Source organism: Enterobacter sp. MGH 24 (assembly GCF_000493015.1).
GTDB lineage: Bacteria > Pseudomonadota > Gammaproteobacteria > Enterobacterales > Enterobacteriaceae > Enterobacter.
In genome coordinates, this window is the sequence record NZ_KI535657.1 from 993,921 (window position 1) to 1,018,059 (window position 24,139).

At 50.7% G+C, this 24,139-nt stretch carries 43 protein-coding genes; 2 read left to right on the forward strand and 41 right to left on the reverse strand.

The window, feature by feature from the left end; all coding sequences use genetic code 11:
- Nucleotides 1-44: 44 nt before the first annotated feature.
- The 28 genes from rplQ to rpsJ all read right to left on the reverse strand — a co-directional run bounded on the left by rplQ (nucleotide 45) and on the right by rpsJ (nucleotide 13,698).
- Nucleotides 45-428 carry a 50S ribosomal protein L17 gene (gene rplQ, locus L370_RS17085; RefSeq protein WP_001216368.1) on the reverse strand — a complete coding sequence of 128 codons (384 nt, stop codon included), beginning with the start codon at nucleotides 426-428 and terminating at the stop codon, nucleotides 45-47.
- Nucleotides 429-468: 40 nt separating this feature from the next.
- Nucleotides 469-1,458: a DNA-directed RNA polymerase subunit alpha gene (gene rpoA, locus L370_RS17080; protein WP_002919219.1), complete on the reverse strand. Its 990-nt coding sequence runs from the start codon at nucleotides 1,456-1,458 to the stop codon at nucleotides 469-471.
- Nucleotides 1,459-1,483: 25 nt separating this feature from the next.
- Nucleotides 1,484-2,104: a 30S ribosomal protein S4 gene (rpsD, locus tag L370_RS17075; RefSeq protein WP_004868345.1), complete on the reverse strand. Its 621-nt coding sequence runs from the start codon at nucleotides 2,102-2,104 to the stop codon at nucleotides 1,484-1,486.
- Between the two features lie 33 nt (nucleotides 2,105-2,137).
- Nucleotides 2,138-2,527 carry a 30S ribosomal protein S11 gene (gene rpsK / locus L370_RS0121795; RefSeq protein ID WP_003863312.1) on the reverse strand — a complete coding sequence of 130 codons (390 nt, stop codon included), beginning with the start codon at nucleotides 2,525-2,527 and terminating at the stop codon, nucleotides 2,138-2,140.
- A 16-nt stretch (nucleotides 2,528-2,543) separates the two neighbouring features.
- The gene (gene rpsM, locus L370_RS17070; RefSeq protein ID WP_003863308.1) at nucleotides 2,544-2,900 is read right to left on the reverse strand and encodes a 30S ribosomal protein S13; all 357 of its coding nucleotides are present in this window, start codon (nucleotides 2,898-2,900) and stop codon (nucleotides 2,544-2,546) included.
- Nucleotides 2,901-3,046: 146 nt separating this feature from the next.
- Complete coding sequence (rpmJ, locus tag L370_RS0121800) at nucleotides 3,047-3,163, reverse strand: 50S ribosomal protein L36 (RefSeq protein ID WP_000868187.1); 117 nt, start codon at nucleotides 3,161-3,163, stop codon at nucleotides 3,047-3,049.
- Nucleotides 3,164-3,194: 31 nt separating this feature from the next.
- Nucleotides 3,195-4,526 (reverse strand): preprotein translocase subunit SecY, encoded by a 1,332-nt coding sequence (gene secY / locus L370_RS17065; RefSeq protein WP_003863305.1) that lies wholly within the window; start codon nucleotides 4,524-4,526, stop codon nucleotides 3,195-3,197.
- 7 nt (nucleotides 4,527-4,533) lie between these two features.
- On the reverse strand, nucleotides 4,534-4,968 hold the full coding sequence (gene rplO, locus L370_RS17060) for a 50S ribosomal protein L15 (RefSeq protein ID WP_003863304.1): 435 nt from the start codon (nucleotides 4,966-4,968) through the stop codon (nucleotides 4,534-4,536).
- Nucleotides 4,969-4,971: 3 nt separating this feature from the next.
- Nucleotides 4,972-5,151, reverse strand: coding sequence for a 50S ribosomal protein L30 (gene rpmD / locus L370_RS17055; RefSeq protein WP_003863301.1), 180 nt, complete (start codon nucleotides 5,149-5,151; stop codon nucleotides 4,972-4,974).
- Between the two features lie 6 nt (nucleotides 5,152-5,157).
- Nucleotides 5,158-5,658 (reverse strand): 30S ribosomal protein S5, encoded by a 501-nt coding sequence (rpsE, locus tag L370_RS17050; protein WP_003863299.1) that lies wholly within the window; start codon nucleotides 5,656-5,658, stop codon nucleotides 5,158-5,160.
- Between the two features lie 14 nt (nucleotides 5,659-5,672).
- Nucleotides 5,673-6,026, reverse strand: coding sequence for a 50S ribosomal protein L18 (gene rplR, locus L370_RS17045; protein WP_003863297.1), 354 nt, complete (start codon nucleotides 6,024-6,026; stop codon nucleotides 5,673-5,675).
- Between the two features lie 9 nt (nucleotides 6,027-6,035).
- Complete coding sequence (gene rplF / locus L370_RS17040; protein WP_003863296.1) at nucleotides 6,036-6,569, reverse strand: 50S ribosomal protein L6; 534 nt, start codon at nucleotides 6,567-6,569, stop codon at nucleotides 6,036-6,038.
- 12 nt (nucleotides 6,570-6,581) lie between these two features.
- Entirely contained in the window at nucleotides 6,582-6,974 is a 393-nt protein-coding gene (gene rpsH / locus L370_RS17035) for a 30S ribosomal protein S8 (protein WP_006178918.1), read from the reverse strand.
- 30 nt (nucleotides 6,975-7,004) lie between these two features.
- Nucleotides 7,005-7,310 carry a 30S ribosomal protein S14 gene (rpsN, locus tag L370_RS17030; RefSeq protein ID WP_003863291.1) on the reverse strand — a complete coding sequence of 102 codons (306 nt, stop codon included), beginning with the start codon at nucleotides 7,308-7,310 and terminating at the stop codon, nucleotides 7,005-7,007.
- Between the two features lie 14 nt (nucleotides 7,311-7,324).
- Entirely contained in the window at nucleotides 7,325-7,864 is a 540-nt protein-coding gene (rplE, locus tag L370_RS17025) for a 50S ribosomal protein L5 (RefSeq protein ID WP_001096206.1), read from the reverse strand.
- Between the two features lie 14 nt (nucleotides 7,865-7,878).
- Entirely contained in the window at nucleotides 7,879-8,193 is a 315-nt protein-coding gene (rplX, locus tag L370_RS17020; RefSeq protein ID WP_003863287.1) for a 50S ribosomal protein L24, read from the reverse strand.
- A gap of 10 nt (nucleotides 8,194-8,203) precedes the next feature.
- Complete coding sequence (gene rplN / locus L370_RS17015) at nucleotides 8,204-8,575, reverse strand: 50S ribosomal protein L14 (protein ID WP_002919748.1); 372 nt, start codon at nucleotides 8,573-8,575, stop codon at nucleotides 8,204-8,206.
- A gap of 166 nt (nucleotides 8,576-8,741) precedes the next feature.
- On the reverse strand, nucleotides 8,742-8,996 hold the full coding sequence (gene rpsQ, locus L370_RS17010; protein ID WP_008503489.1) for a 30S ribosomal protein S17: 255 nt from the start codon (nucleotides 8,994-8,996) through the stop codon (nucleotides 8,742-8,744).
- Nucleotides 8,996-9,187 carry a 50S ribosomal protein L29 gene (gene rpmC, locus L370_RS17005; protein ID WP_003863282.1) on the reverse strand — a complete coding sequence of 64 codons (192 nt, stop codon included), beginning with the start codon at nucleotides 9,185-9,187 and terminating at the stop codon, nucleotides 8,996-8,998. The genes rpsQ and rpmC overlap by 1 nt, the downstream gene beginning before the upstream one ends.
- Nucleotides 9,187-9,597, reverse strand: a complete 411-nt coding sequence (rplP, locus tag L370_RS17000; protein WP_002919759.1) for a 50S ribosomal protein L16 — start codon at nucleotides 9,595-9,597, stop codon at nucleotides 9,187-9,189. Before rplP ends, rpmC begins: the two co-directional genes overlap by 1 nt.
- A gap of 12 nt (nucleotides 9,598-9,609) precedes the next feature.
- Nucleotides 9,610-10,311, reverse strand: coding sequence for a 30S ribosomal protein S3 (gene rpsC, locus L370_RS16995; protein ID WP_000529945.1), 702 nt, complete (start codon nucleotides 10,309-10,311; stop codon nucleotides 9,610-9,612).
- A gap of 17 nt (nucleotides 10,312-10,328) precedes the next feature.
- On the reverse strand, nucleotides 10,329-10,661 hold the full coding sequence (rplV, locus tag L370_RS16990) for a 50S ribosomal protein L22 (protein ID WP_002919773.1): 333 nt from the start codon (nucleotides 10,659-10,661) through the stop codon (nucleotides 10,329-10,331).
- Nucleotides 10,662-10,675: 14 nt separating this feature from the next.
- Nucleotides 10,676-10,954, reverse strand: a complete 279-nt coding sequence (gene rpsS / locus L370_RS16985) for a 30S ribosomal protein S19 (RefSeq protein ID WP_001138117.1) — start codon at nucleotides 10,952-10,954, stop codon at nucleotides 10,676-10,678.
- Nucleotides 10,955-10,970: 16 nt separating this feature from the next.
- Nucleotides 10,971-11,792 (reverse strand): 50S ribosomal protein L2, encoded by an 822-nt coding sequence (rplB, locus tag L370_RS16980; RefSeq protein ID WP_000301859.1) that lies wholly within the window; start codon nucleotides 11,790-11,792, stop codon nucleotides 10,971-10,973.
- Between the two features lie 17 nt (nucleotides 11,793-11,809).
- Entirely contained in the window at nucleotides 11,810-12,112 is a 303-nt protein-coding gene (gene rplW, locus L370_RS16975) for a 50S ribosomal protein L23 (RefSeq protein WP_000617546.1), read from the reverse strand.
- The gene (gene rplD, locus L370_RS16970; RefSeq protein WP_000424395.1) at nucleotides 12,109-12,714 is read right to left on the reverse strand and encodes a 50S ribosomal protein L4; all 606 of its coding nucleotides are present in this window, start codon (nucleotides 12,712-12,714) and stop codon (nucleotides 12,109-12,111) included. The genes rplW and rplD overlap by 4 nt, the downstream gene beginning before the upstream one ends.
- A 10-nt stretch (nucleotides 12,715-12,724) precedes the next feature.
- Complete coding sequence (rplC, locus tag L370_RS16965) at nucleotides 12,725-13,354, reverse strand: 50S ribosomal protein L3 (RefSeq protein ID WP_006178923.1); 630 nt, start codon at nucleotides 13,352-13,354, stop codon at nucleotides 12,725-12,727.
- 32 nt (nucleotides 13,355-13,386) lie between these two features.
- Nucleotides 13,387-13,698, reverse strand: coding sequence for a 30S ribosomal protein S10 (gene rpsJ / locus L370_RS16960; protein ID WP_001181005.1), 312 nt, complete (start codon nucleotides 13,696-13,698; stop codon nucleotides 13,387-13,389).
- A 380-nt stretch (nucleotides 13,699-14,078) separates the two neighbouring features.
- Between rpsJ and L370_RS16955 the strand changes: the two genes are divergently transcribed.
- The gene (locus tag L370_RS16955) at nucleotides 14,079-14,552 is read left to right on the forward strand and encodes a prepilin peptidase (protein ID WP_023333669.1); all 474 of its coding nucleotides are present in this window, start codon (nucleotides 14,079-14,081) and stop codon (nucleotides 14,550-14,552) included.
- Here L370_RS16955 and bfr read toward each other — a convergent pair.
- The 11 genes from bfr to fkpA form a co-directional block, all read right to left on the reverse strand.
- Nucleotides 14,536-15,012 carry a bacterioferritin gene (bfr, locus tag L370_RS16950; RefSeq protein ID WP_008503492.1) on the reverse strand — a complete coding sequence of 159 codons (477 nt, stop codon included), beginning with the start codon at nucleotides 15,010-15,012 and terminating at the stop codon, nucleotides 14,536-14,538. The genes L370_RS16955 and bfr overlap by 17 nt on opposite strands.
- Nucleotides 15,013-15,084: 72 nt before the next feature.
- Entirely contained in the window at nucleotides 15,085-15,279 is a 195-nt protein-coding gene (bfd, locus tag L370_RS16945) for a bacterioferritin-associated ferredoxin (protein WP_003863268.1), read from the reverse strand.
- Between the two features lie 179 nt (nucleotides 15,280-15,458).
- Nucleotides 15,459-16,643, reverse strand: coding sequence for an elongation factor Tu (tuf, locus tag L370_RS16940; protein WP_014068448.1), 1,185 nt, complete (start codon nucleotides 16,641-16,643; stop codon nucleotides 15,459-15,461).
- 69 nt (nucleotides 16,644-16,712) lie between these two features.
- Nucleotides 16,713-18,827: an elongation factor G gene (gene fusA / locus L370_RS16935; RefSeq protein ID WP_023333670.1), complete on the reverse strand. Its 2,115-nt coding sequence runs from the start codon at nucleotides 18,825-18,827 to the stop codon at nucleotides 16,713-16,715.
- A gap of 96 nt (nucleotides 18,828-18,923) precedes the next feature.
- Nucleotides 18,924-19,394 carry a 30S ribosomal protein S7 gene (gene rpsG / locus L370_RS16930; protein WP_004106370.1) on the reverse strand — a complete coding sequence of 157 codons (471 nt, stop codon included), beginning with the start codon at nucleotides 19,392-19,394 and terminating at the stop codon, nucleotides 18,924-18,926.
- A 96-nt stretch (nucleotides 19,395-19,490) separates the two neighbouring features.
- Nucleotides 19,491-19,865: a 30S ribosomal protein S12 gene (gene rpsL / locus L370_RS16925; protein ID WP_000246815.1), complete on the reverse strand. Its 375-nt coding sequence runs from the start codon at nucleotides 19,863-19,865 to the stop codon at nucleotides 19,491-19,493.
- Between the two features lie 124 nt (nucleotides 19,866-19,989).
- Nucleotides 19,990-20,277, reverse strand: coding sequence for a sulfurtransferase complex subunit TusB (gene tusB, locus L370_RS16920; RefSeq protein WP_023333671.1), 288 nt, complete (start codon nucleotides 20,275-20,277; stop codon nucleotides 19,990-19,992).
- Between the two features lie 7 nt (nucleotides 20,278-20,284).
- Complete coding sequence (gene tusC / locus L370_RS16915; RefSeq protein ID WP_023333672.1) at nucleotides 20,285-20,644, reverse strand: sulfurtransferase complex subunit TusC; 360 nt, start codon at nucleotides 20,642-20,644, stop codon at nucleotides 20,285-20,287.
- Nucleotides 20,644-21,030: a sulfurtransferase complex subunit TusD gene (tusD, locus tag L370_RS16910; protein ID WP_023333673.1), complete on the reverse strand. Its 387-nt coding sequence runs from the start codon at nucleotides 21,028-21,030 to the stop codon at nucleotides 20,644-20,646. Before tusD ends, tusC begins: the two co-directional genes overlap by 1 nt.
- Nucleotides 21,030-21,752, reverse strand: a complete 723-nt coding sequence (locus L370_RS16905) for a helix-turn-helix transcriptional regulator (RefSeq protein ID WP_023333674.1) — start codon at nucleotides 21,750-21,752, stop codon at nucleotides 21,030-21,032. Before L370_RS16905 ends, tusD begins: the two co-directional genes overlap by 1 nt.
- A gap of 166 nt (nucleotides 21,753-21,918) precedes the next feature.
- Nucleotides 21,919-22,737, reverse strand: coding sequence for an FKBP-type peptidyl-prolyl cis-trans isomerase (gene fkpA / locus L370_RS16900; RefSeq protein ID WP_023309460.1), 819 nt, complete (start codon nucleotides 22,735-22,737; stop codon nucleotides 21,919-21,921).
- Between the two features lie 238 nt (nucleotides 22,738-22,975).
- On the opposite strand from fkpA, the gene L370_RS16895 reads away from it, so the two are divergent.
- Nucleotides 22,976-23,194, forward strand: coding sequence for a protein SlyX (locus tag L370_RS16895; RefSeq protein WP_023309461.1), 219 nt, complete (start codon nucleotides 22,976-22,978; stop codon nucleotides 23,192-23,194).
- A 51-nt stretch (nucleotides 23,195-23,245) separates the two neighbouring features.
- On the opposite strand, the gene slyD is transcribed toward L370_RS16895, so the two are convergent.
- A complete protein-coding gene (slyD, locus tag L370_RS16890; RefSeq protein WP_014885491.1) occupies nucleotides 23,246-23,836 on the reverse strand; it encodes a peptidylprolyl isomerase in 591 nt (196 codons plus the stop codon).
- A 94-nt stretch (nucleotides 23,837-23,930) separates the two neighbouring features.
- Nucleotides 23,931-24,131 (reverse strand): YheV family putative zinc ribbon protein, encoded by a 201-nt coding sequence (locus L370_RS16885; RefSeq protein WP_010436300.1) that lies wholly within the window; start codon nucleotides 24,129-24,131, stop codon nucleotides 23,931-23,933.
- Nucleotides 24,132-24,139: the final 8 nt, after the last annotated feature.

Consider the following 24,139-nt stretch of genomic DNA (forward strand, 5'->3'; position numbering starts at 1 on the left):
TATAAAAAAACCCGCCGGAGCGGGTTTTTTTACGTTACTGCAGATTACTCTGCAGCAGCTTCTGCTTTCTCTGAACGATCAACCAGCTCGATGTAAGCCATCGGCGCGTTGTCGCCTGCACGGAAACCACACTTCAGAATGCGAGTGTAACCACCGGCACGGCTCGCGAAACGCGGGCCCAGTTCGTTAAACAGTTTTGCCACGATCTCGTTATCACGAGTACGGGCGAATGCCAGACGACGATTAGCAACGCTGTCAGTCTTGGCAAGAGTAATCAGCGGCTCAACTACGCGACGCAGCTCTTTCGCTTTAGGCAGGGTCGTCTTGATGATCTCATGACGAACCAGTGAACCTGCCATGTTGCGGAACATAGCCTGGCGATGGCTGCTGTTGCGGTTCAGTTGACGACCACTCTTACGATGGCGCATGACCTTATCCTTCTCAGTAAAACCTTAACCTGTGATCCGGTTACTCGTCAGCAATGCTTGCCGGTGGCCAGTTTTCCAGGCGCATGCCCAGAGACAGACCACGTGAAGCCAGCACGTCTTTAATCTCAGTAAGAGATTTTTTACCCAGGTTCGGCGTTTTCAGCAACTCAACCTCGGTACGCTGTACCAGATCACCGATATAGTGGATAGCTTCTGCCTTGAGGCAGTTAGCAGAGCGGACAGTCAATTCGAGATCGTCAACAGGGCGCAGCAGGATCGGATCGAATTCTGGTTTCTCTTCTTTCACTTCCGGCTGACGTACATCACGTAAGTCAACGAAAGCTTCCAGTTGTTCTGCCAGGATGGTTGCCGCACGACGAATCGCCTCTTCAGGATCGATTGTGCCATTGGTTTCCATTTCGATGACCAGCTTGTCCAGGTCGGTACGCTGTTCTACACGCGCTGCTTCAACATTGTAGGCAATACGCTCTACAGGGCTGTAGCATGCGTCGACCAGCAGACGGCCGATTGGGCGCTCATCTTCTTCCGAATGAATTCGGGCAGAAGCCGGCACATAACCACGACCGCGCTGAACTTTGATACGCATGCTAATCGCTGCGTTCTCATCGGTCAGGTGGCAGATCACGTGCTGCGGCTTGACGATTTCAACATCACCGTCGTGGGTGATGTCGGCTGCAGTCACAGGGCCAATGCCAGATTTATTCAGAGTAAGAATAACTTCATCTTTACCCTGAACTCTCACCGCCAGCCCTTTCAGGTTGAGCAGGATTTCAAGGATATCTTCCTGAACGCCTTCTTTGGTGCTGTACTCATGAAGTACACCATCAATCTCAACCTCGGTCACCGCGCAACCCGGCATCGATGAGAGCAGAATACGGCGCAGTGCGTTACCCAGAGTATGGCCAAAGCCACGCTCTAAAGGCTCAAGGGTCACCTTGGCGTGCGTCGAACTCACTTGCTCGATATCTACCAGGCGCGGTTTTAGAAACTCTGTCACAGAACCCTGCATTGTGTCCTCTCTTTGGTACTAAGCTTTACTTGGAGTAAAGCTCGACGATCAGGTGTTCGTTAATGTCCGCAGACAGATCAGAACGTTCTGGCTGACGCTTGAACGTACCTTCCATCTTGCCAGCATCAACTTCCAGCCAGGTTGGCTTTTCACGCTGCTCAGCCAGCTCCAGAGCGGCCTTCACGCGAGATTGCTTTTTCGCTTTCTCACGAATGCTAACAACGTCATTCGCTTTAACCTGATAAGAAGCGATGTTAACAACACGACCGTTTACCATGATTGCTTTGTGGCTAACCAGCTGACGTGATTCAGCACGAGTAGCGCCGAAGCCCATACGGTATACAACGTTGTCCAGACGACCTTCCAGCAGGGCCAGCAGGTTTTCACCTGTGTTGCCTTTCAGACGTGCTGCTTCTTTATAGTAGTTACGGAACTGACGCTCCAGCACACCGTACATACGGCGAACTTTTTGCTTTTCACGCAACTGCACACCATAGTCAGACAGACGCGGTTTACGCGCACCGTGCTGGCCAGGAGCTTGTTCAATTTTACACTTGGTATCGATCGCGCGAACGCCAGACTTAAGGAATAAGTCGGTGCCCTCACGACGGCTCAGCTTGAGCTTAGGACCCAAATATCTTGCCATTTTCTATCTCCAACTAACCTAAAAAACGGAGCGTTATACGCGACGTTTTTTCGGCGGACGACAACCGTTATGAGGGATCGGAGTCACATCAGTAATATTCGTGATGCGGAAACCAGCGGCGTTCAGAGCGCGAACAGTAGATTCACGACCCGGACCCGGACCTTTAACCATAACTTCCAGATTCTTGATGCCGTATTCTTTTACGGCTTCTGCGCAACGCTCTGCTGCAACCTGAGCTGCAAACGGAGTGGATTTGCGAGAACCACGGAAACCGGAACCACCGGCTGTTGCCCAACCCAATGCGTTACCCTGACGATCAGTAATAGTAACGATGGTGTTGTTGAAAGAAGCATGGATATGAGCCACGCCGTCAGAGACTTGTTTTCTTACACGTTTACGTGCACGAACTGGTGCCTTTGCCATTATTCAATCACCCCGATTATTTCTTGATCGGTTTGCGCGGACCCTTACGGGTACGTGCGTTGGTCTTAGTACGCTGACCGCGCACTGGCAGACCACGACGATGACGCAAACCGCGATAGCAACCAAGATCCATCAGGCGCTTGATGCTCATGCTGATTTCACGGCGCAGATCACCTTCAACGACAAATTTGGCAACTTCGTCACGCAGCGTGTCGATTTGTTCTTCAGACAGCTCACTGATCTTAACATCTTCAGCGATACCCGCTGCAGCCAGAATGGCTTTAGAACGGGTCTTGCCGACGCCGTAGATCGAAGTTAATGCGATCACAGCATGTTTCTGATCAGGAATGTTAATGCCTGCTATACGGGCCACTATGCACTCCTACTATTTAATATGTACGCACCATGCTGAAAAGCCCGTTTTCAGGATACTCAAATGGAAACGTACAGACATACAAAAGATTGGCTGGCTAATCTAGCCAGCTCAACCCAACTTTGCAAGAAAAATATGCGAAATAATCAGCCTTGGCGCTGTTTATGCTTCGGCTCGGCACTGCAAATCACACGGATGACACCATCACGCTTAACGATTTTGCAGTTACGGCATAATTTCTTGACGGAAGCACGAACTTTCATTTTTACTCTCCGTAACTTCTCAGGCGACCATTTAGCGGCCGTAGCCTTTCAGGTTCGCCTTCTTCAATGCAGACTCGTACTGACTGGACATCATCAGAGTTTGCACTTGAGCCATAAAGTCCATAATCACGACAACAACGATAAGCAGTGAGGTCCCACCGAAGTAGAACGGTACTTTCATTGCATCACGCATGAACTCCGGGATCAGGCAGATAAAAGTAATATAAAGCGCACCAACCAAAGTCAGGCGAGTCATTACTTTATCGATATACTTCGCCGTTTGCTCTCCCGGACGAATTCCTGGTACAAATGCACCGGACTTCTTCAGGTTATCTGCTGTTTCACGCGGGTTGAAGACCAACGCCGTGTAGAAGAAACAGAAGAAGATGATCGCAGACGCATAGAGTAACACATAAAGTGGTTGCCCAGGCTGCAAATACAGCGAAATTGTTGTCAGCCAGTTCCAACCAGTACCGCCCCCGAACCATGACGCGATGGTTGCCGGGAACAGAATAATACTGGAAGCGAAGATAGCCGGGATAACCCCCGCCATGTTCACTTTCAGCGGTAAATGTGTGCTCTGTGCAGCATAGACACGACGACCCTGCTGACGTTTAGCGTAGTTCACCACAATGCGGCGTTGACCACGTTCAACGAAGACAACAAAGAACGTCACTGCAAATACTAATACTGCAACCAACAGCAACAGGAGGAAGTGCAGGTCGCCTTGACGCGCTTGCTCGATAGTATGGGCGATGGCTGGCGGGAGGCCCGCAACAATACCGGCGAAGATAATGATTGAGATACCGTTACCGATACCACGCTCAGTAATCTGTTCGCCGAGCCACATCAGGAACATCGTCCCTGTGACCAGACTTACAACAGCGGTGAAGTAGAATGCAAAGCCCGGGTTTAACACCAGGCCCTGCATACCAGGCATATTCGGCAGACCGGTAGCAATACCGATCGACTGGAATATTGCCAGCACCAGAGTACCGTAACGGGTGTACTGACTAATCTTACGACGTCCAGACTCCCCTTCTTTCTTCAACTCTGCCAGGGCCGGATGAACGACCGTCAGCAGCTGGATAATAATAGATGCCGAAATGTACGGCATAATACCCAATGCGAAGATAGAAGCACGGCTGAGAGCACCACCAGAGAACATGTTGAACATTTCAATGATGGTGCCTCGCTGTTGCTCAAGCAGTTTGGCAAGTACAGCGGCATCGATACCAGGGATCGGAATAAAAGAGCCAATACGGAACACAATCAGCGCGCCGATAACAAACAGCAGTCTGCGTTTCAGCTCGCCAAATCCACCTTTGGCACTTTGAAAATCTAATCCCGGTTGCTTAGCCATCTGCTACTTATTCCTCAATTTTACCGCCAGCAGCTTCGATAGCAGCACGAGCACCTTTAGTAACACGCAGGCCACGAACAGTTACCGGAGTAGAAACTTCACCAGCCAGGATCACTTTCGCGAACTCGATCTGGATACCGATAATGTTTGCTGCTTTCAGCGTGTTCAGGTCTACAACGCCGCCTTCAACTTTCGCCAGGTCAGACAGACGGATTTCCGCTGTGATCGCTGCTTTGCGAGAGGTGAAGCCGAACTTCGGCAGACGACGGTACAGTGGCATCTGGCCACCCTCGAAACCGCGACGTACGCCACCGCCAGAACGAGAGTTCTGACCTTTGTGACCACGACCACCGGTTTTGCCGAGGCCAGAACCGATACCACGACCCAGGCGTTTACCCGCCTTTTTAGAGCCTTCGGCCGGAGACAGAGTATTTAAACGCATCTCTTACTCCTCAACTTTAACCATGAAGTAAACCGCGTTGACCATACCACGAACAGCAGGAGTATCCTCGCGCTCAACGGTATGACCAATACGACGCAGACCCAGGCCAAGCAGCGTTGCCTTGTGTTTCGGCAGACGACCGATTGCACTGCGGGTTTGAGTGATTTTAATAGTCTTTGCCATGGTCAATTACCCCAGAATTTCTTCAACGGATTTACCACGCTTGGCAGCGACCATTTCTGGAGAATTCATATTTTCCAGGCCATCAATAGTTGCACGAACCACGTTGATCGGGTTGGTGGAACCATATGCTTTGGCCAGAACGTTATGAACCCCAGCAACTTCCAGAACGGCGCGCATTGCACCACCGGCGATGATACCGGTACCTTCTGAAGCTGGCTGCATGAATACACGAGAACCCGTGTGAACACCTTTAACTGGGTGCTGCAGGGTGCCGTTGTTCAGCGCGACGTTAATCATATTGCGACGGGCTTTTTCCATCGCTTTCTGGATCGCTGCTGGAACTTCACGCGCTTTACCGTAACCAAAACCAACGCGACCGTTACCATCGCCTACAACAGTCAGAGCTGTGAAGGAGAAAATACGACCACCTTTAACGGTTTTAGATACGCGGTTTACCGCGATCAGCTTTTCCTGCAGTTCGCCAGCCTGTTTTTCGATGTGAGCCATCTTACACCTCTACCTTAGAACTGAAGGCCAGCTTCACGGGCAGCATCTGCCAGTGCCTGGACACGACCATGATATTGGAACCCGGAACGGTCAAAGGAAACATTGCTGATGCCTTTTTCCAGAGCGCGTTCAGCAACAGCTTTACCTACAGCTGCAGCGGCGTCTTTGTTACCGGTGTACTTCAATTGTTCTGAGATAGCTTTTTCTACAGTAGAAGCAGCTACCAGAACTTCAGAACCGTTCGGTGCAATTACCTGTGCGTAAATATGACGCGGGGTACGATGTACCACCAGGCGAGTTGCACCCAGCTCTTTGAGCTTGCGGCGTGCGCGGGTCGCACGACGGATACGAGCAGATTTCTTATCCATAGTGTTACCTTACTTCTTCTTAGCCTCTTTGGTACGCACGACTTCGTCGGCGTAACGAACACCCTTGCCTTTATAAGGCTCAGGACGACGGTAGGCGCGCAGATCTGCTGCAACCTGACCGATCAGCTGTTTATCAGCGCCTTTCAGCACGATTTCAGTTTGAGTCGGACATTCTGCAGTGATACCGGCCGGCAGCGGATGCTCAACAGGGTGTGAGAAGCCCAGAGACAGGCCTACTGCATTCCCTTTGATAGCTGCACGATAACCTACACCAACCAGCTGAAGCTTTTTAGTGAAGCCTTCGGTAACACCAACAACCATTGAGTTCAGCAGGGCACGCGCGGTACCAGCCTGAGCCCATCCATCCACGAAACCATCACGTGGACCGAAGGTCAGAGCGTTATCTGCATGTTTAACTTCAACAGCTTTGTTGAGGGTACGAGTCAGCTCGCCGTTTTTACCTTTGATCGTAATAACCTGACCGTCGATTTTTACATCAACGCCGGCAGGAATAACGACCGGTGCTTTAGCAACACGAGACATTCTTTCCTCCGATTAGGCTACGTAGCAGATAATTTCGCCACCAAGACCAGCCTGGCGCGCTGCACGATCAGTCATAACACCTTTAGAGGTAGAAACAACTGCGATACCAAGACCAGCCATAACTTTTGGCAGCTCATCTTTTTTCTTATAGATGCGCAGGCCTGGGCGGCTGACACGCTGAATGCTTTCTACAACAGCTTTACCCTGGAAATACTTGAGAGTAAGTTCCAGTTCCGGCTTGGTGTCGCCTTCAACTTTAAAATCTTCGATAAAACCTTCTTCCTTCAGCACGTTGGCAATTGCCACTTTCAGCTTGGCGGAAGGCATGGTGACCGCAACTTTGTTCGCGGCCTGACCGTTACGGATACGGGTCAGCATATCCGCGATCGGATCTTGCATGCTCATCTGTCTTTACTCCCGTGATTCAATTGGTAATTACCAGCTAGCCTTTTTCAAGCCTGGCACTTCACCGCGCATAGCGGCTTCACGCAGTTTGATACGGCTCAACCCAAACTTGCCCACATAACCATGTGGACGACCTGTTTGACGACAGCGGTTACGCTGACGAGACGGGCTGGAATCACGCGGCAGAGACTGCAGCTTGAGAACCGCATTCCAACGATCTTCGTCGGAAGCGTTCACATCAGAAATGATCGCTTTCAGTTCAGCGCGTTTAGCGAAGAATTTATCAGCTAAAGCTACGCGCTTTACTTCGCGTGCTTTCATTGATTGCTTAGCCATTCAGTAACCCTACCTTACTTGCGGAACGGGAAGTCAAAGGCAGCCAGCAGAGCACGGCCTTCTTCGTCAGATTTCGCAGTAGTGGTAATGGTAATATCCAAACCACGCACGCGGTCGACTTTATCGTAGTCGATTTCTGGGAAGATGATCTGCTCACGGACACCCATGCTGTAGTTACCACGACCGTCGAAAGACTTAGCGGACAAGCCACGGAAGTCACGGATACGTGGAACAGCAATAGTGATCAGGCGCTCAAAGAACTCCCACATGCGTTCGCCACGCAGAGTTACTTTACAGCCGATCGGATAGCCCTGACGGATTTTGAAGCCTGCAACAGATTTGCGTGCTTTGGTGATCAGCGGTTTTTGACCGGAGATTGCTGTCAGGTCAGCTGCTGCGTTATCCAGCAGTTTCTTGTCAGCGATCGCTTCACCAACACCCATGTTCAGGGTGATCTTCTCGACCCGAGGGACTTGCATGACAGAATTGTAGTTAAACTCAGTCATGAGTTTGTTAACTACTTCGTCTTTGTAGTAATCATGCAGTTTCGCCATCGTACTACTCCAAATTACTTGATAGTTTCGCTGTTAGACTTGAAGAAACGGACTTTTTTGCCGTCTTCGAATCTAAAGCCTACACGGTCAGCCTTGCCGGTAGCCGCATTGAAGATTGCAACGTTAGAAACCTGAATAGCAGCTTCTTTTTCAACGATGCCACCTGGTTGGTTCAGGGCCGGAACCGGCTTCTGATGTTTCTTAACCAGGTTGATACCTTCAACGACAAGTTTGCCGGAAGACAGAACATTTTTTACTTTACCGCGTTTACCTTTATCTTTACCGGTTAACACGATAACTTCGTCATCACGACGGATTTTCGCTGCCATGATTCGCTCCTTAGAGTACTTCTGGTGCCAGAGAGATAATTTTCATGAACTTCTCAGTACGAAGTTCACGAGTTACCGGCCCAAAGATACGCGTGCCGATAGGCTGCTCGCTGTTATTGTTTAAAATAACGCATGCATTACCATCGAAGCGAATGACAGAACCGTCAGGGCGACGAACACCCTTCTTGGTGCGCACCACTACCGCCTTCAGCACATCACCTTTTTTGACCTTACCACGTGGAATTGCTTCCTTGATGGTGATCTTGATGATGTCGCCTACGCCTGCGTAGCGACGGTGCGAGCCACCCAGAACCTTGATACACATTACGCGACGTGCACCGGAGTTGTCGGCGACGTTCAGCATAGTCTGTTCTTGGATCATTTTAGTGCTCCGCTAATGTCAACTACTACCTGAGACTCTAAAATCAGAGCCGTTAAAAAGCCCCATATCGAGGGCGCGGCATTATAACACCGCTTCTGCAATATGGGTAGAAAAAATAAACGGCTCATCGCTGAGCCGTTTATTCGTATTGAGAAGGCGTACTGTATTACAGAACCGCTTTCTCTACAACGCGAACCAGCGTCCAGGACTTAGTCTTGGACAGTGGACGGCATTCACGGATTTCAACCTTGTCGCCGATACCACATTCGTTGTTCTCGTCATGTACGTGCAGTTTGGTCGTACGCTTGATGAATTTACCGTAGATCGGGTGTTTCACAATACGTTCGATAGCTACAACAATGGATTTCTCCATTTTGTCGCTAACAACACGACCTTGCAGAGTACGGATTTTATCGGTCATTACGCACCCGCCTTCTGAGTCAGTAAAGTCTTAACGCGTGCAACATTGCGACGCACTTGCTTCAGCAGGTGAGTCTGTTGCAGCTGGCCACTTGCAGCCTGCATACGCAGGTTGAACTGCTCACGCAGCAGGTTCAGCAGCTCAGCGTTCAGCTCTTCAACGCTTTTTTCACGCAGCTCTTTTGCTTTCATTACATCACCGTCTTAGTTACAAAGGTGGTTTTGATAGGCAGTTTCGCTGCTGCCAGGCCGAAGGCTTCACGGGCCAGCTCTTCCGGAACACCGTCCATTTCATAAAGGACTTTGCCCGGTTGGATCAAGGCAACCCAGTACTCCACGTTACCTTTACCTTTACCCATACGAACTTCCAGCGGCTTCTCGGTGATCGGTTTGTCCGGGAATACACGGATCCAGATCTTACCTTGACGCTTAACTGCACGGGTCATTGCACGACGTGCTGCTTCGATCTGACGTGCAGTCAGACGACCACGGCCAACAGCTTTCAGACCGAAAGTGCCGAAGCTAACATCCGTACCCTGCGCCAGACCACGGTTGCGGCCTTTGTGCACTTTACGGAATTTTGTACGCTTTGGTTGTAACATCAGCGACGCTCCTTATTTACGGCCTTTACGCTGCTGCTTTTTAGGTTGAGCAGCCGGTTTTTCCGGTTGTTCAACAGCAGCCATACCACCCAGGATCTCACCTTTGAAGATCCATACCTTAACGCCGATTACACCGTAAGTGGTGTGCGCTTCAGAGGTGTTGTAGTCGATGTCAGCACGCAGAGTGTGCAGCGGTACGCGACCTTCACGGTACCATTCGGTACGTGCGATTTCCGCGCCGCCCAGACGGCCGCTAACTTCAACTTTAATACCTTTAGCGCCCAGACGCATTGCGTTCTGTACAGCACGCTTCATAGCACGACGGAACATAACACGACGTTCCAGCTGTGAAGTGATGCTGTCAGCAACCAATTTAGCGTCCAGTTCAGGCTTACGAACTTCAGCGATATTGATCTGTGCAGGAACGCCAGCGATATCCGCTACGACCTTGCGCAGTTTTTCTACGTCTTCGCCTTTCTTACCGATAACGATGCCAGGACGAGCAGTGTGAATAGTCACACGGATGCTCTTCGCTGGACGCTCGATAACGATACGAGATACAGACGCTTTAGCCAGTTCCTTAGTCAGGTACTGACGTACTTTAAAATCGCTGTCCAGGTTGTCAGCGAATTCTTTGGTGTTCGCAAACCAGGTAGAGTTCCATGGTTTTACAATACCCAGGCGAATACCATTAGGATGTACTTTCTGACCCATTGCTAGTCTCCAGAGTCTCAGCGATCGGACACAACCACAGTAATGTGGCTGGTGCGCTTCAGGATGCGATCTGCACGACCTTTCGCACGCGGCATAATGCGCTTCATGCTTGGGCCTTCATCTACGAAAATTTTCGCGACTTTCAGATCGTCGATGTCAGCGCCATCGTTGTGTTCAGCGTTAGCAATGGCAGATTCCAGTACTTTCTTGACCAATACCGCAGCTTTCTTGTTGGTATAGGTCAGGATGTCCAGGGCCTGCGACACTTTCTTACCGCGAATCAGGTCAGCAACAAGGCGAACCTTCTGAGCAGAAGAACGAGCATGGCGATGTTGAGCTAAAGTTTCCATCTCTTCCTCCTACCTTATTTCTTCTTCGCTTTTTTATCAGCAGCGTGGCCGCGATAAGTACGAGTCGGTGCGAATTCACCCAGTTTGTGACCAACCATTTCGTCGGTAACAAAGACTGGAACGTGCTGACGACCATTATGGACAGCGATGGTCAAACCGATCATGTTAGGAAAGATCGTTGAACGACGGGACCAAGTGCGCAGGGGCTTCTTGTCTCCGCTTTCCACCGCTTTCTCTACCTTCTTCAGCAAGTGCAGGTCAATAAAAGGACCTTTCTTGAGAGAACGTGGCATGGCTTATCCTCTAAAATTATTTGCTACGGCGACGTACGATAAATTTATCAGTACGCTTGTTGCTGCGGGTCTTCTTACCTTTGGTCTGAACGCCCCACGGAGTTACCGGGTGCTTACCAAAGTTACGACCTTCACCACCACCATGTGGGTGATCGACTGGGTTCATCGCAGTACCGCGAACGGTAGGACGAACACCACGCCAGCGTGCAGCACCTGCTTTACCCAGAACGCGCAGCATATGCTCAGCATTGCCAACTTCGCCCAGAGTAGCGCGGCAGTCTGCTTCGACTTTACGCATTTCACCAGAACGCAGACGCAGGGTGACATAAGCACCGTCACGCGCAACGATCTGAACGTAAGTACCAGCGGAACGTGCCAGCTGACCGCCTTTACCTGGTTTCATTTCTACGTTATGAACGGTAGAACCAACCGGGATATTGCGCATCGGCAGGGTGTTGCCTGCTTTGATTGCAGCATCAACGCCAGACTGAATCTGGTCGCCAGCTTTCAGGCCTTTAGGGGCCAGGATGTAACGGCGTTCGCCGTCTTTGTACAGAACCAGCGCGATGTTCGCGGAACGGTTCGGATCGTACTCAAGACGTTCAACAACTGCTGGGATACCGTCTTTGTTGCGTTTGAAGTCAACAATACGATAAGCCTGCTTGTGGCCACCACCGATGTGACGAGTGGTGATACGGCCATTGTTGTTACGACCACCGGATTTGCTGTTTTTTTCCAGCAACGGAGCAAAAGGTTTGCCCTTGTGCAGCTCAGGGTTAACCACTTTAACTACGTGGCGACGACCCGGAGATGTCGGTTTACATTTAACAACTGCCATTGTATTACTCCTCCGACTTACTCAGCGCCGCCAACGAAGTCCAGATTCTGGCCTTCTTTCAGGGTGACGTAAGCTTTTTTCCAGTCGCTACGACGACCGATACGCTGTCCGTGACGTTTAACTTTCCCTTTAACTACCAGGGTGTTAACGACTTCGACTTCGACTTCAAACAGTTTCTGCACAGCAGCTTTGATCTCTGCTTTGGTCGCGTCTTTAGCAACTTTGAGAACGATGGTGTTTGTTTTTTCCATCGCAGTAGACGCTTTTTCAGAAACGTGCGGTGCGCGAAGCACCTTCAGCAGACGTTCTTCACGAATCATGCCAGCATCTCCTCAACTTGCTTAACAGCATCAGCAGTCATTACGACTTTGTCGAAGGCGATCAGGCTAACCGGGTCGATACCAGTCGCATCGCGTACGTCAACCTTGTGCAGGTTACGTGCGGCCAGGAACAGGTTCTCGTCCAGCTCACCGGTGATGATCAGCACATCTTCCAGAGCCATGTCTTTCAGTTTCTGTGCCAGCAGCTTAGTTTTAGGCGCTTCAACAGAGAACTTCTCGACAACGATCAGACGATCCTGACGTACCAGTTCGGACAGGATGCTTTTCAGCGCGCCGCGGTACATCTTTTTGTTAACTTTTTGACTGTGGTCCTGTGGACGCGCAGCGAAGGTCACGCCACCTGAACGCCAGATCGGGCTCTTGATAGAACCTGAACGCGCACGGCCGGTACCTTTCTGGCGCCATGGCTTTTTGCCAGAACCAGTTACTTCAGCACGAGTCTTCTGAGCACGAGTACCCTGACGAGCACCAGCTGCATAAGCAACAACAACCTGGTGAACCAGCGCTTCGTTGAAATCACGACCGAAGGTAGTTTCGGAAACAGTCAGCGCGCTCTGCGCGTCTTTCAATACTAATTCCATTGCTATCCCCTTACGCCTTCACAGCTGGTTTAACGATCAGGTCGCTACCGGTTGCACCCGGAACTGCACCTTTAACCAGCAGCAGGTTGCGCTCAGCGTCAACACGTACTACGTCCAGGCTCTGAACGGTTACACGTTCGTTACCCAGCTGACCTGCCATTTTCTTGCCTTTGAACACTTTGCCCGGAGTCTGGTTCTGACCGATAGAACCCGGAACGCGGTGAGACAAGGAGTTACCGTGGGTAGCGTCCTGGGTACGGAAGTTCCAGCGCTTAACGGTACCAGCAAAACCTTTACCTTTAGAGGTACCGGTTACGTCAACTTTTTTAACGTCAGCAAACAGCTCAACGCTAATGTCCTGACCTACGGTGAACTCTTCGCCTTCAGCAAGACGGAATTCCCACAGACCACGGCCAGCTTCTACGCCAGCTTTAGCGAAGTGACCCGCTTCTGGTTTGGTTACACGGTTAGCTTTTTTAGCACCAGTGGTCACCTGAACAGCGCGGTAGCCATCGTTAGCCAGATCTTTAACCTGGGTAACGCGGTTTGCTTCAACTTCGATTACGGTTACTGGGATTGAAACGCCATCTTCAGTGAAGATGCGGGTCATGCCCACTTTTTTACCGACTAAACCAATCATTGTATCAACCTCTCAATCGCTCGATGACCTGATTAACCCAGGCTGATCTGCACGTCTACACCGGCAGCCAGATCCAGACGCATCAGAGCATCAACGGTTTTCTCAGTTGGCTCAACGATGTCAACCAGACGCTTGTGAGTGCGGATTTCGTACTGATCGCGCGCGTCTTTGTTAACGTGCGGGGAGATCAGAACGGTGAAGCGCTCTTTGCGGGTCGGCAGCGGGATCGGACCACGGACTTGCGCACCAGTGCGCTTAGCAGTCTCGACGATTTCCGCGGTTGATTGATCGATCAGACGATGATCAAACGCTTTAAGGCGGATACGGATTCTTTGGTTCTGCATGAGACCAGAGCTCCAATTATTTTATAAACGAAAATGATTACTCCTCAAACCCATTACGATTGATGGGAGAGTGTAACCGTTCTTACGTAGCTCCCCAATTGGGAGCATTGTTGAGTAACAAAATGAGCTACTCTGGTTCTGATTGAACCCGCCGTCAATTACGACAAGCCCGCGCATTATACGTAAATCTGGGCAAGACGCAAGTGCCGTTTAGAAATTAAGCGCCAAAGGGGCTGGATGCGTAAGAGCGCGCAACATTTTATGCAATGTATCCTGCGTCGATTCTTTCTTTCGAGTCGCTACGCATCTACGTTTTTTGTGCATTGCCGGCCAGGCCGATTATAGCGAGTATGCGCTCAAATCCGTTTGAGGCCATTTCCATGCTAACCACCCTGCCCTTTCTGCTGATCTATCTTTCACTGACTGCCTTACTTGTACATGACGATATTCGCTACGGTCTGCTTCCCGATAAATTTCTCTGCCCGCTACTATGGGCGGGACTGCTCTTTCAGCTCTGTATCCAACCTGATTTTCTGCCGAGTGCGGTGGCGGGTGCGATGATTGGATATATTGGCTTTGCCGTTATTTACTGGGGATATCGGTTTATCTGCCGGCGTGAAGGGATGGGATATGGCGATATAAAATACCTGGCGGCGCTTGGTGCATGGCATGGCTGGTGCGTACTGCCTACGCTGGCGTTACTCGCGGCGCTGATGGCGCTTCTTTGCATTCTTGTTTTTTCGTTAATCCGCACTGATAAAGGGGCATTAAAAAACCCGCTGCCTTTTGGGCCATTTCTGGCAGCAGCGGGTTTATGCGTAGGTTGGAAGACGGTGGTTACTCTTCCACTTTAATCTGCGACTGAAGGTAGTTCTGCAGGCCGATTTTAGCAATCAGGTCCAGCTCCGTTTCCAGCCAGTCAATGTGGCCTTCTTCATCGGCCAGGATCTGGATCATCATATCGCGACTGACGTAGTCATGTACGCTGTCTGCGTAGGCTATGGCTTCACGGAGATCTTTGGCGCCTTCAAGTTCCAGCCTGAGGTCGGAACGCAGCATCTCTTCGACATCTTCTCCGATGCCCAGCTTTCCGAGATCCTGCAGGTTTGGAATGCCTTCAAGGAATAAAATACGCTCGATATATTTATCGGCGTGCTTCATTTCATCGATCGATTCATGGTACTCAACGTCGTTCAGACGTTTAAGCCCCCAGTTTTTGAACATTCTTGCATGGAGAAAGTACTGATTGATTGCGACAAGCTCATTTCCCAATAATTTATTGAGATAACTTATGATTTTAACATCACCTTTCATTATATAGTCCCTCCGCTTCCACTCATTGAAGCGTAGATCGGGCTACAGGGATGTCAAAAAAAAGATAGGCGCTTACGCGATCTCTTTGAATTCCGGGATCTGCATCAATTCGTCCTGCATAATCTCACGCGCTGCGCGAACGCATTTACCGCATTGATTTCCCACCGGAACAAACTTGCGAAGCTGCTGGAAAGACTGTGGCTGAAACTGGCGAACGGCCTGACGTATTTTCTTGTCGCTTACACCATTACATAAACAAACGTACATAGAGACTCCCGTTCAAATTATGCGCAAAGTGTAAGTGAGAATGGTTATGATTACAATAGCACAAGCGCCACAATACGGGGCGGGAGCAGGCAAAAAATGCGAAATTTTGTGACAATGCCTGAACGGCAGAAAACAAAAAAGGACGCCGAAGCGTCCTTTTTTTATTCGGGGCTAATTAATTAGCCCAGAACTTTAGCAACAACGCCCGCGCCAACGGTACGGCCGCCTTCACGGATTGCGAAACGCAGACCGTCGTCCATCGCGATTGGGTGGATCAGCGTCACAACCATCTTGATGTTGTCGCCTGGCATTACCATCTCAACGCCTTCTGGCAGTTCGATGGTACCGGTCACGTCAGTTGTACGGAAGTAGAACTGTGGACGGTAGCCTTTGAAGAACGGAGTATGACGGCCGCCTTCGTCTTTGGACAGAATGTACACTTCAGATTCGAACTTGGTGTGTGGCTTGATTGAGCCTGGCTTCGCCAGAACCTGACCACGTTCGATTTCTTCACGTTTGATACCACGCAGCAGAACACCAACGTTCTCACCAGCACGGCCTTCGTCCAGCAGTTTGCGGAACATTTCAACGCCAGTACAGGTAGACTTCGCAGTCTCTTTGATACCAACGATTTCAACTTCTTCGCCAACTTTGATGATACCGCGCTCTACACGACCGGTAACAACGGTACCACGACCGGAGATGGAGAATACGTCTTCGATTGGCAGCAGGAATGGCTTGTCAATCGCACGCTCTGGTTCTGGGATGTAAGAATCCAGGAAGCCAGCCAGTTCGATGATTTTCGCTTCCCACTCTGCTTCGCCTTCCAGCGCTTTCAGAGCAGAACCACGAACGATTGGGGTATCGTCGCCTGGGAAATCGTACTGAGACAGCAGTTCACGAACTTCCATCTCTACCAGTTCCAGCAGCTCTTCGTCATCAACCATGTCACATTTGTTCAGGAACACGATGATGAAAGGAACGCCTACCTGACGACCCAGCAGGATGTGCTCACGAGTCTGAGGCATTGGGCCGTCAGTCGCAGCAACAACCAGGATCGCGCCGTCCATCTGCGCAGCACCGGTGATCATGTTTTTAACATAGTCGGCGTGGCCTGGGCAGTCTACGTGTGCGTAGTGGCGAGTCGGGGTGTCATATTCAACGTGAGAGGTGTTGATGGTGATACCACGAGCTTTTTCTTCTGGTGCGTTATCGATCTGGTCGAATGCACGAGCAGAACCACCGTAGGTTTTTGCCAGAACGGTAGTGATTGCAGCAGTCAGGGTAGTTTTACCATGGTCAACGTGGCCGATAGTACCAACGTTGACGTGCGGTTTTGTACGTTCAAATTTTTCTTTAGACACGGCTATATTCCTTACTATAGTGCTCTCCCCTATGGAGAGAGCACGGGACTTAGGTTTTAATCCTGTGGATTACTTACCACGGGCTTCAATAACGGCCTGAGCAACGTTGTTAGGCGCATCATCATACTTCAGGAATTCCATGGTGTATGATGCACGACCTTTGGTCAGAGAACGCAGCTGAGTTGCATATCCGAACATTTCAGACAGCGGAACTTCAGCGTGGATCTTAACGCCAGTTACTTCGGATTCCTGACCACGCAGCATACCGCGACGACGGCTCAAGTCACCGATAACGTCACCGGTGTTCTCTTCAGGAGTTTCTACTTCAACCTTCATGATTGGCTCAAGCAGAACTGGTTTCGCTTTCTTAAAGCCTTCTTTAAAGGCAATAGACGCAGCCAGTTTAAACGCCAGTTCAGAGGAGTCAACGTCGTGGTAAGAACCGAAGTGCAGACGAACACCCATGTCAACAACCGGATAGCCAGCCAGAGGGCCCGCTTTCAGCTGTTCCTGAATGCCTTTATCAACGGCTGGGATGTATTCGCCAGGAATTACACCACCTTTGATGTCGTTGATGAACTCGTAACCTTTCGGGTTAGAGCCCGGCTCCAGTGGGTACATGTCGATCACAACGTGACCGTACTGACCGCGACCACCAGACTGCTTAGCGTGTTTACCTTCAACATCGGTAACTTTCGCGCGAATCGCTTCGCGGTAAGCAACCTGAGGTTTACCCACGTTCGCTTCAACGTTGAATTCACGCTTCATACGGTCAACGATGATGTCCAGGTGCAGTTCACCCATACCAGCGATGATGGTCTGGTTAGATTCTTCATCAGTCCATACGCGGAATGATGGGTCTTCTTTCGCCAGACGGCCCAGAGCCAGACCCATTTTTTCCTGGTCAGCTTTGGTTTTTGGTTCAACTGCGATGGAGATTACCGGCTCAGGGAATTCCATACGCTCCAGAATGATCGGGTGATCCGGGTCACACAGGGTGTCACCAGTGGTCACGTCTTTCAGACCGATAGCTGCAGCGATGTCGCCCGCACGAACTTCTTTGATCTCTTCACGTTTGTTAGCGTGCATCTGTACGATACGGCCAAAACGTTCACGCGCCGCTTTCACGGAGTTCAGGATGGTGTCACCGGAGTTAACCACACCAGAGTAAACGCGGAAGAAGGTCAGGTTACCCACGAATGGGTCGGTAGCAATTTTGAACGCCAGTGCAGAGAATGGCTCTTCGTCGCTTGCGTGACGCTCAGCCGGAGTATCTTTACCGTCGTCCAGGATGCCGTTGATCGCAGGAACGTCAACCGGGGATGGCAGGTAGTCAACTACCGCATCCAGCATCGCCTGAACACCTTTGTTCTTGAACGCAGAACCACAGGTTACCAGGATGATTTCGTTGTTCAGAACGCGCTGACGCAGAGCTTTTTTGATCTCTTCTTCAGTCAGTTCTTCACCACCCAGGTATTTCTCCATCAGCTCTTCAGAAGCTTCAGCAGCGGATTCGATCAGGTTCTGGTGCCATTCGTCAGCCAGGTCCTGCATTGCAGCTGGGATATCTTCGTATTCGAAGGTAACGCCCTGGTCTGCATCGTTCCAGTTGATGGCTTTCATTTTCACCAGGTCGATAACACCGGTGAAGCCTTCTTCAGCACCAATTGCCAGCTGCAGCGGAACAGGGTTCGCGCCCAGACGGGATTTGATCTGACCAACAACTTTCAGGAAGTTAGCACCCATACGGTCCATTTTGTTAACGAACGCGATGCGTGGAACTTTATATTTGTTCGCCTGACGCCATACGGTTTCAGACTGTGGCTGAACACCACCAACTGCGCAATAAACCATTACCGCGCCGTCAAGAACACGCATGGAACGTTCTACTTCGATGGTGAAGTCAACGTGCCCTGGGGTGTCGATGATGTTTACGCGATGCGGTTCGTACTGCTTAGCCATACCTGACCAGAATGCAGTAGTCGCTGCGGAGGTGATAGTAATACCACGCTCCTGCTCCTGTTCCATCCAGTCCATGGTGGCTGCGCCGTCATGAACTTCACCGATTTTGTGGTTTACACCGGTGTAGAACAGAATACGTTCGGTAGTAGTGGTTTTACCGGCGTCGATGTGCGCACTGATACCGATGTTACGGTAGCGTGCGATGGGTGTTGTACGAGCCATTTGATTCCTCGTTTATATCTTTAGGCGTTCAGTTAAGTTACCCAGAGCGGGCGGCTTCTCTGAAGCGCCCGCCTGGTGACTAATACTCCGAAGGGATTACCAACGGTAGTGTGCGAACGCCTTGTTGGCTTCTGCCATACGGTGAACGTCTTCACGTTTCTTAACTGCAGTACCTTTGTTGTCTGCAGCATCAGAAAGTTCGTTCGCCAGACGCAGAGCCATGGATTTATCACCGCGTTTACGAGCAGCTTCAACGATCCAACGCATTGCCAGAGCATTACGACGAACCGGACGAACTTCAACTGGAACCTGATAAGTAGAACCACCAACGCGGCGGGACTTAACTTCTACAGTTGGGCGAACGTTGTCGAGAGCGACTTCGAAAGCTTCCAGTTCATTTTTACCAGAACGCTGAGCCAGGGTCTCAAGCGCGCTGTATACGATTGCTTCTGCAGTAGATTTTTTACCATCTACCATCAGGATATTTACAAATTTTGCCAGCAGTTCTGATCCGAATTTCGGATCTGGAAGAATTTTACGCTGACCAATGACGCGACGACGTGGCATGGGAATACTCCGTTGTTAATTCAGGATTGTCCAAAACTCAAAGAGTTTAGTTTGACATTAAGATAAATCAGTTTGGCCTTACTTAACGGAGAACCATTAAGCCTTAGGACGCTTCACGCCGTACTTGGAGCGAGCCTGCTTACGGTCTTTAACACCTGAGCAGTCGAGCGCACCACGAACGGTGTGGTAACGAACACCCGGAAGGTCTTTAACACGACCGCCACGGATCAGGATCACGGAGTGTTCCTGCAGGTTGTGACCTTCACCACCGATGTAGGAAGTCACTTCGAAACCGTTAGTCAAACGCACACGGCATACTTTACGCAGTGCGGAGTTTGGTTTTTTAGGAGTGGTGGTATATACACGAGTACATACACCACGTTTCTGCGGGCAGGCTTCCAGCGCAGGCACGTTGCTCTTTGCAACTTTGCGTGCGCGTGGTTTGCGTACCAGCTGGTTAACTGTTGCCATTAAATAGCTCCTGGTTTTAGCTTTTGCTTCGTAAACACGTAATAAATCGACCTCATACAATATGAGGACGCGAAATTTTAGGGCTACGTCGAAAAGGTGTCAAGAAATATACAGCGTTCTCAGATCACCAGTTCATTTGACTGGCGTGCGCCACAGTAAGATTGACGAAATCAGTATAGCCAACCACGTCAATTTTGGCTGAAATTTGACCAGAAAGACCCCGCGCATCCAGATCGTCTTTCAGCGCAGAGACTGTTATGGGGGCATTCGTGAGAATTTCAACGAAACGACTGCCTTCCAGTGCGGCAAGCACGCCATCCTGAATCAGCAGCAGGTCATCACCTTCGCGCAGCATACTCAGTAACGCGTCGATATCACATTGCCACGGTGAATGGCTCAGAGTATGGAGCATGGTGGCCTCAGAAAGTCAGAACGGTGTCGTAGTGGGAAAGGTGTTCGCGCAATGCAGCAGAAGACAGGACTGTCACATCCAGCACGAATGGCGTTATCTCGTTTAAACCGCGCGCGGCCAAAGAGTCAGCACAAACATAGAAGGTTTCGATATCGTAAAGCGGTAACACTTTGAACGTCGCGATGTAATCACGCGCCAGAATGGCCTGAGGCTGTTGCCCCGCCAGAAGCTGGAACACCCCGTCTCCCAAAAAGAAAACACCGATATCTTCGGTCAGCGCGGAAGTCGCAAGTAACGCATCCAATCCTTCGCGGCCAGAAGCGCTGCCGTGCGGCGCAGAGGTAAAAACAAATGCCACGCGCTTCATCAGAATTGCACCACTCTGTCGCAGGTTAATGCCGCCTGTGCCAATGCACCCAGACCACTCAACGAAAAACCGGGCTGCAGGTTAGAACCCGATAAACCAAGACGCGCGGCTTCGGTTGTATCGGTCACGCCGCGGCGCAGTGCCGCCGCCACGCAGATGTGCAGTTCTACGCCCTGCTTTTCGTTTAATGCCTGCCAGGCACCCACCAGGTCGAACTCGTCACTCGCCGGTGACGTAAACTGATTCGCGTTATACACCCCTTCCCGATAGAAGAAGACGCTCGCCAGCTCATGTCCGGCCGCCAGTAGCGCATGCGCAAACTGCAGCGCGCTGCTGGCCTGCTGAGTACCGTACGCCGGGCCTGTCACCATTAACGCAAAACGCATTACTTGTCTTGTCCCAGGAAATCGCCGCTTTTGAACTGGCGAATGTAGAGGTAGACCGTGTGCTTGGAGATGTTCAGACGATCGGCCACCTGGTTGATGGCGTCTTTAATATCAAAAATCCCTTTTTCATAAAGATTGAGCACGATCTGACGATTCTTGGCGTTGTTCGAGACGTTGCGATCGGCATTCACCTCTTCAATCGTAAACTCAAGCGTCTGCGTCACCAGATCTTCAACGGAGGAGGCAAAGTTAACAGAAGAGCCCACATCCGGCGTTTCTGGTGGAATAAAGGTGCTCATGATCTGCGAGAATGGCACATCAAGGTTCATGTTGATGCACAGCAGCCCAATAACACGATGGTCGCGGTTTCGAATCGCGATGGTTTCTGATTTCATCAGCACGCCGCTTTTGGCGCGGGTGAAATAGCATTTGGAGACGCTGCTGTCCGCGCCGGTCATGTCATGCAACATACGCAATGCAAGGTCGGTAATTGGCGAACCAATTTTACGGCCAGTATGCTCACCATTCGCAATGCGGATAGCGGAACACTTCAGATCTTGCAGGGAGTGCAATACGATTTCGCAGTGGGAGCCAATGAGCATCGCTAACCCGTCCACTACCGCTTCATAGGATTTCAGGATATCGAAGTCGGTCTGATCGAAAGGACGTTGATCCAGCAAATCAAGTTCACTGGTTTCGTTGGTTAAAAGCGACCTGGACATGAAAAAAACACTCCTTTTCAGGAGCCTGTCGTTAGGTTTTCAGGGCAGGCTCATTATCTACACGGACAACTAAATTAATACAGCGTGCCTAACGCTTTCCAGTGTTAATTATATCTGCCCCACAATAAAAAACCGCCGCCTTAAAGGCGGCGGTTTTTTTTCAGCATTACTTCTTAGCGGCAGCGGCTTTATCGTCAGCCGGTGCGTCTGCCTTGGCATCCGCTTTTGGTGCTGGTTTGATATCCAGCAGTTCTACGTCAAAGACCAGCGTAGAGTTAGCAGGGATACCCGGAACGCCGGTTTTGCCATAGGCCAGATCCGGTGGGATAACCATCTTGATCTTGCCGCCTTTCTTAATGTTTTTCAGGCCTTCAGTCCAGCCAGGGATCACACCATCCAGACGGAAAGAGAGCGGCTCACCGCGGGTGTAAGAGTTGTCGAACTCTTTACCGTCGATCAGCGTACCTTTGTAGTTAACAACAACGGTGTCGCTGTCTTTAGGCGCATCGCCGGTGCCTTCTTTCTCAACTTTGTACACCAGGCCAGTAGAAGAGGTTTTCACGCCCTTCTCTTTAGCAAAGGTGTCGCGGTAGGCTTTGCCTTTCGCTTCGTTGTCTTTAGCGTCCGCGTCCATCTTAGTCTGCGCGGCACCCTTCACGCGCGCTTCAAACGCCTGCAGAGTCTGTTCAATTTCCTGGTCAGACAGCTTGCTCTTATCTGCAAATGCGTCCTGAACGCCCGCGATCAGCTGAGCTTTATCCAGTTTGATGCCCAGTTTCTCTTGTTCTTTCAGAGAGTTTTCCATGTAACGACCCAGAGATGCGCCCAGTGCGTAGGCGGATTTCTGGTCGTCATTTTTGAACGCCGCTTTGCTGTCTGCAGTAGCAGCAGGCTTCGCAGCAGTATCAGCAGCGAATGACAGCGGCGCGTTCAGCGCAACAGCCATCGTGGTCGCCAGCAGCGTTACTTTAAACAGTGATTTCATCCATATCTCCAGGGCCTGGGGACTCTCACCCCAGCGTTAAACGTAAATGAGTGACGTACTATAAAACGTTGCAGAAGAAATCTACAGACAGACACGTCCAATTCTCGCCTCTTTTCAGACTATTTTTGTTTAAATAAGTTTCTTGCCAAGGGGATGCGAACTGTACTTAAGGATAAACTCAGTTAAACTGCGCCGCCGCAGGGCCATTATGGCGAATCTGAAATAAACGAGGTGAATGATGAAGGATACAGCGATAGAAGCGAGAATGGCTGAACTGGAAAGCCGCCTGGCTTTTCAGGACATCACCATCGAAGAGCTAAACCAGACCGTGACCGCACATGAGCTTGAAATGGCAAAACTGCGGGATCATATGCGCTTGCTGACGGAAAAGCTGAAGGCCACACAGCCGTCGAACATTGCCTCTCAGTCAGAAGAGACGCCACCTCCTCATTATTGAGGCGTAAAAAAAGCGGGATTATCCCGCTTTTTTATTTTCCGCATGACGGAATTAGTGGCAGCCGCAGCCGCCGTTACCGCAACCACCTTTACCGTGGTCGTGACCATGGTCGTGATCGTGGCCGTGACCACCGCAGCAGCCGTCGTGGCCGTGATCGTGGTCATGGTCGTGGCCGTGCGCACCGTGAACGTGGCCATGAGCCAGCTCTTCTTCGGTCGCTTCACGGATCGCAACAACTTCTACGTTGAACTTCAGGTTCTGGCCAGCCAGCATGTGGTTGCCGTCAACCACCACGTGGTCATCTTCCACTTCGGTGATTTCAACAGGAACCGGACCCTGGTCAGTTTCAGCCAGGAAGCGCATGCCAACCTGCAGTTCGTCAACGCCCATGAATACGTCTTTAGGCACGCGCTGAACCAGGTTGTCGTCATACTGACCGTAAGCGTCGTTCGCGCCTACAGCAACGTCAAATTTGTCGCCAACTTCATGACCTTCCAGCGCGGTTTCCAGGCCAGAAATCAGGGAGCCGTGACCATGCAGGTAGTCAAGCGGCGCACTCACCGGAGACTCATCAACCAACACACCGTCTTCTGTACGTACCTGATAGGCCAGGCTGACCACCAGGTCTTTTGCTACTTTCATGATATCTCCTGAGCGTGGGAAAATTGCTGGCGCAGATTGTAGCGGAAATCTGCACCCGTGTACCCTTTAGCTTAAAAAAACTCAGGGCATATCGCTAGTCCGGATGAAAAATCCCGATAACTTGCTCTTCTTTGCGAACGTGATCGCGGGCCTCTTTATCGGCCTCACGCATCTGGTGACCGCACTTAACACACTCAACAACATCAATATTATTTTCCCGCCACATCGCCAGGGTATCTTGCGCCTGGCAGGTCGGGCATTTTGCACCCGCGATAAAGCGTTTACGTACAGCCATCTTTCGTT

What these genes read in the sequence shown, in the direction of transcription:
- rplQ (WP_001216368.1), bottom strand. Translation starts at nt 428, where the DNA reads ATGCGCCATCGTAAGAGTGGTCGTCAACTGAACCGCAACAGCAGCCAT.
- rpoA (WP_002919219.1), bottom strand. Translation starts at nt 1,458, where the DNA reads ATGCAGGGTTCTGTGACAGAGTTTCTAAAACCGCGCCTGGTAGATATC.
- rpsD (WP_004868345.1), bottom strand. Translation starts at nt 2,104, where the DNA reads ATGGCAAGATATTTGGGTCCTAAGCTCAAGCTGAGCCGTCGTGAGGGC.
- rpsK (WP_003863312.1), bottom strand. Translation starts at nt 2,527, where the DNA reads ATGGCAAAGGCACCAGTTCGTGCACGTAAACGTGTAAGAAAACAAGTC.
- rpmJ (WP_000868187.1), bottom strand. Translation starts at nt 3,163, where the DNA reads ATGAAAGTTCGTGCTTCCGTCAAGAAATTATGCCGTAACTGCAAAATC.
- secY (WP_003863305.1), bottom strand. Translation starts at nt 4,526, where the DNA reads ATGGCTAAGCAACCGGGATTAGATTTTCAAAGTGCCAAAGGTGGATTT.
- rplO (WP_003863304.1), bottom strand. Translation starts at nt 4,968, where the DNA reads ATGCGTTTAAATACTCTGTCTCCGGCCGAAGGCTCTAAAAAGGCGGGT.
- rpmD (WP_003863301.1), bottom strand. Translation starts at nt 5,151, where the DNA reads ATGGCAAAGACTATTAAAATCACTCAAACCCGCAGTGCAATCGGTCGT.
- rpsE (WP_003863299.1), bottom strand. Translation starts at nt 5,658, where the DNA reads ATGGCTCACATCGAAAAACAGGCTGGCGAACTGCAGGAAAAGCTGATC.
- rplR (WP_003863297.1), bottom strand. Translation starts at nt 6,026, where the DNA reads ATGGATAAGAAATCTGCTCGTATCCGTCGTGCGACCCGCGCACGCCGC.
- rplF (WP_003863296.1), bottom strand. Translation starts at nt 6,569, where the DNA reads ATGTCTCGTGTTGCTAAAGCACCGGTCGTTATTCCTGCCGGCGTTGAT.
- rpsH (WP_006178918.1), bottom strand. Translation starts at nt 6,974, where the DNA reads ATGAGCATGCAAGATCCGATCGCGGATATGCTGACCCGTATCCGTAAC.
- rpsN (WP_003863291.1), bottom strand. Translation starts at nt 7,310, where the DNA reads ATGGCTAAGCAATCAATGAAAGCACGCGAAGTAAAGCGCGTAGCTTTA.
- rplE (WP_001096206.1), bottom strand. Translation starts at nt 7,864, where the DNA reads ATGGCGAAACTGCATGATTACTACAAAGACGAAGTAGTTAACAAACTC.
- rplX (WP_003863287.1), bottom strand. Translation starts at nt 8,193, where the DNA reads ATGGCAGCGAAAATCCGTCGTGATGACGAAGTTATCGTGTTAACCGGT.
- rplN (WP_002919748.1), bottom strand. Translation starts at nt 8,575, where the DNA reads ATGATCCAAGAACAGACTATGCTGAACGTCGCCGACAACTCCGGTGCA.
- rpsQ (WP_008503489.1), bottom strand. Translation starts at nt 8,996, where the DNA reads ATGACCGATAAAATCCGTACTCTGCAAGGTCGTGTTGTTAGCGACAAA.
- rpmC (WP_003863282.1), bottom strand. Translation starts at nt 9,187, where the DNA reads ATGAAAGCAAAAGAGCTGCGTGAAAAAAGCGTTGAAGAGCTGAACGCT.
- rplP (WP_002919759.1), bottom strand. Translation starts at nt 9,597, where the DNA reads ATGTTACAACCAAAGCGTACAAAATTCCGTAAAGTGCACAAAGGCCGC.
- rpsC (WP_000529945.1), bottom strand. Translation starts at nt 10,311, where the DNA reads ATGGGTCAGAAAGTACATCCTAATGGTATTCGCCTGGGTATTGTAAAA.
- rplV (WP_002919773.1), bottom strand. Translation starts at nt 10,661, where the DNA reads ATGGAAACTTTAGCTCAACATCGCCATGCTCGTTCTTCTGCTCAGAAG.
- rpsS (WP_001138117.1), bottom strand. Translation starts at nt 10,954, where the DNA reads ATGCCACGTTCTCTCAAGAAAGGTCCTTTTATTGACCTGCACTTGCTG.
- rplB (WP_000301859.1), bottom strand. Translation starts at nt 11,792, where the DNA reads ATGGCAGTTGTTAAATGTAAACCGACATCTCCGGGTCGTCGCCACGTA.
- rplW (WP_000617546.1), bottom strand. Translation starts at nt 12,112, where the DNA reads ATGATTCGTGAAGAACGTCTGCTGAAGGTGCTTCGCGCACCGCACGTT.
- rplD (WP_000424395.1), bottom strand. Translation starts at nt 12,714, where the DNA reads ATGGAATTAGTATTGAAAGACGCGCAGAGCGCGCTGACTGTTTCCGAA.
- rplC (WP_006178923.1), bottom strand. Translation starts at nt 13,354, where the DNA reads ATGATTGGTTTAGTCGGTAAAAAAGTGGGCATGACCCGCATCTTCACT.
- rpsJ (WP_001181005.1), bottom strand. Translation starts at nt 13,698, where the DNA reads ATGCAGAACCAAAGAATCCGTATCCGCCTTAAAGCGTTTGATCATCGT.
- L370_RS16955 (WP_023333669.1), top strand. Translation starts at nt 14,079, where the DNA reads ATGCTAACCACCCTGCCCTTTCTGCTGATCTATCTTTCACTGACTGCC.
- bfr (WP_008503492.1), bottom strand. Translation starts at nt 15,012, where the DNA reads ATGAAAGGTGATGTTAAAATCATAAGTTATCTCAATAAATTATTGGGA.
- bfd (WP_003863268.1), bottom strand. Translation starts at nt 15,279, where the DNA reads ATGTACGTTTGTTTATGTAATGGTGTAAGCGACAAGAAAATACGTCAG.
- fusA (WP_023333670.1), bottom strand. Translation starts at nt 18,827, where the DNA reads ATGGCTCGTACAACACCCATCGCACGCTACCGTAACATCGGTATCAGT.
- rpsG (WP_004106370.1), bottom strand. Translation starts at nt 19,394, where the DNA reads ATGCCACGTCGTCGCGTCATTGGTCAGCGTAAAATTCTTCCAGATCCG.
- rpsL (WP_000246815.1), bottom strand. Translation starts at nt 19,865, where the DNA reads ATGGCAACAGTTAACCAGCTGGTACGCAAACCACGCGCACGCAAAGTT.
- tusB (WP_023333671.1), bottom strand. Translation starts at nt 20,277, where the DNA reads ATGCTCCATACTCTGAGCCATTCACCGTGGCAATGTGATATCGACGCG.
- tusC (WP_023333672.1), bottom strand. Translation starts at nt 20,644, where the DNA reads ATGAAGCGCGTGGCATTTGTTTTTACCTCTGCGCCGCACGGCAGCGCT.
- tusD (WP_023333673.1), bottom strand. Translation starts at nt 21,030, where the DNA reads ATGCGTTTTGCGTTAATGGTGACAGGCCCGGCGTACGGTACTCAGCAG.
- L370_RS16905 (WP_023333674.1), bottom strand. Translation starts at nt 21,752, where the DNA reads ATGTCCAGGTCGCTTTTAACCAACGAAACCAGTGAACTTGATTTGCTG.
- fkpA (WP_023309460.1), bottom strand. Translation starts at nt 22,737, where the DNA reads ATGAAATCACTGTTTAAAGTAACGCTGCTGGCGACCACGATGGCTGTT.
- L370_RS16895 (WP_023309461.1), top strand. Translation starts at nt 22,976, where the DNA reads ATGAAGGATACAGCGATAGAAGCGAGAATGGCTGAACTGGAAAGCCGC.
- slyD (WP_014885491.1), bottom strand. Translation starts at nt 23,836, where the DNA reads ATGAAAGTAGCAAAAGACCTGGTGGTCAGCCTGGCCTATCAGGTACGT.
- L370_RS16885 (WP_010436300.1), bottom strand. Translation starts at nt 24,131, where the DNA reads ATGGCTGTACGTAAACGCTTTATCGCGGGTGCAAAATGCCCGACCTGC.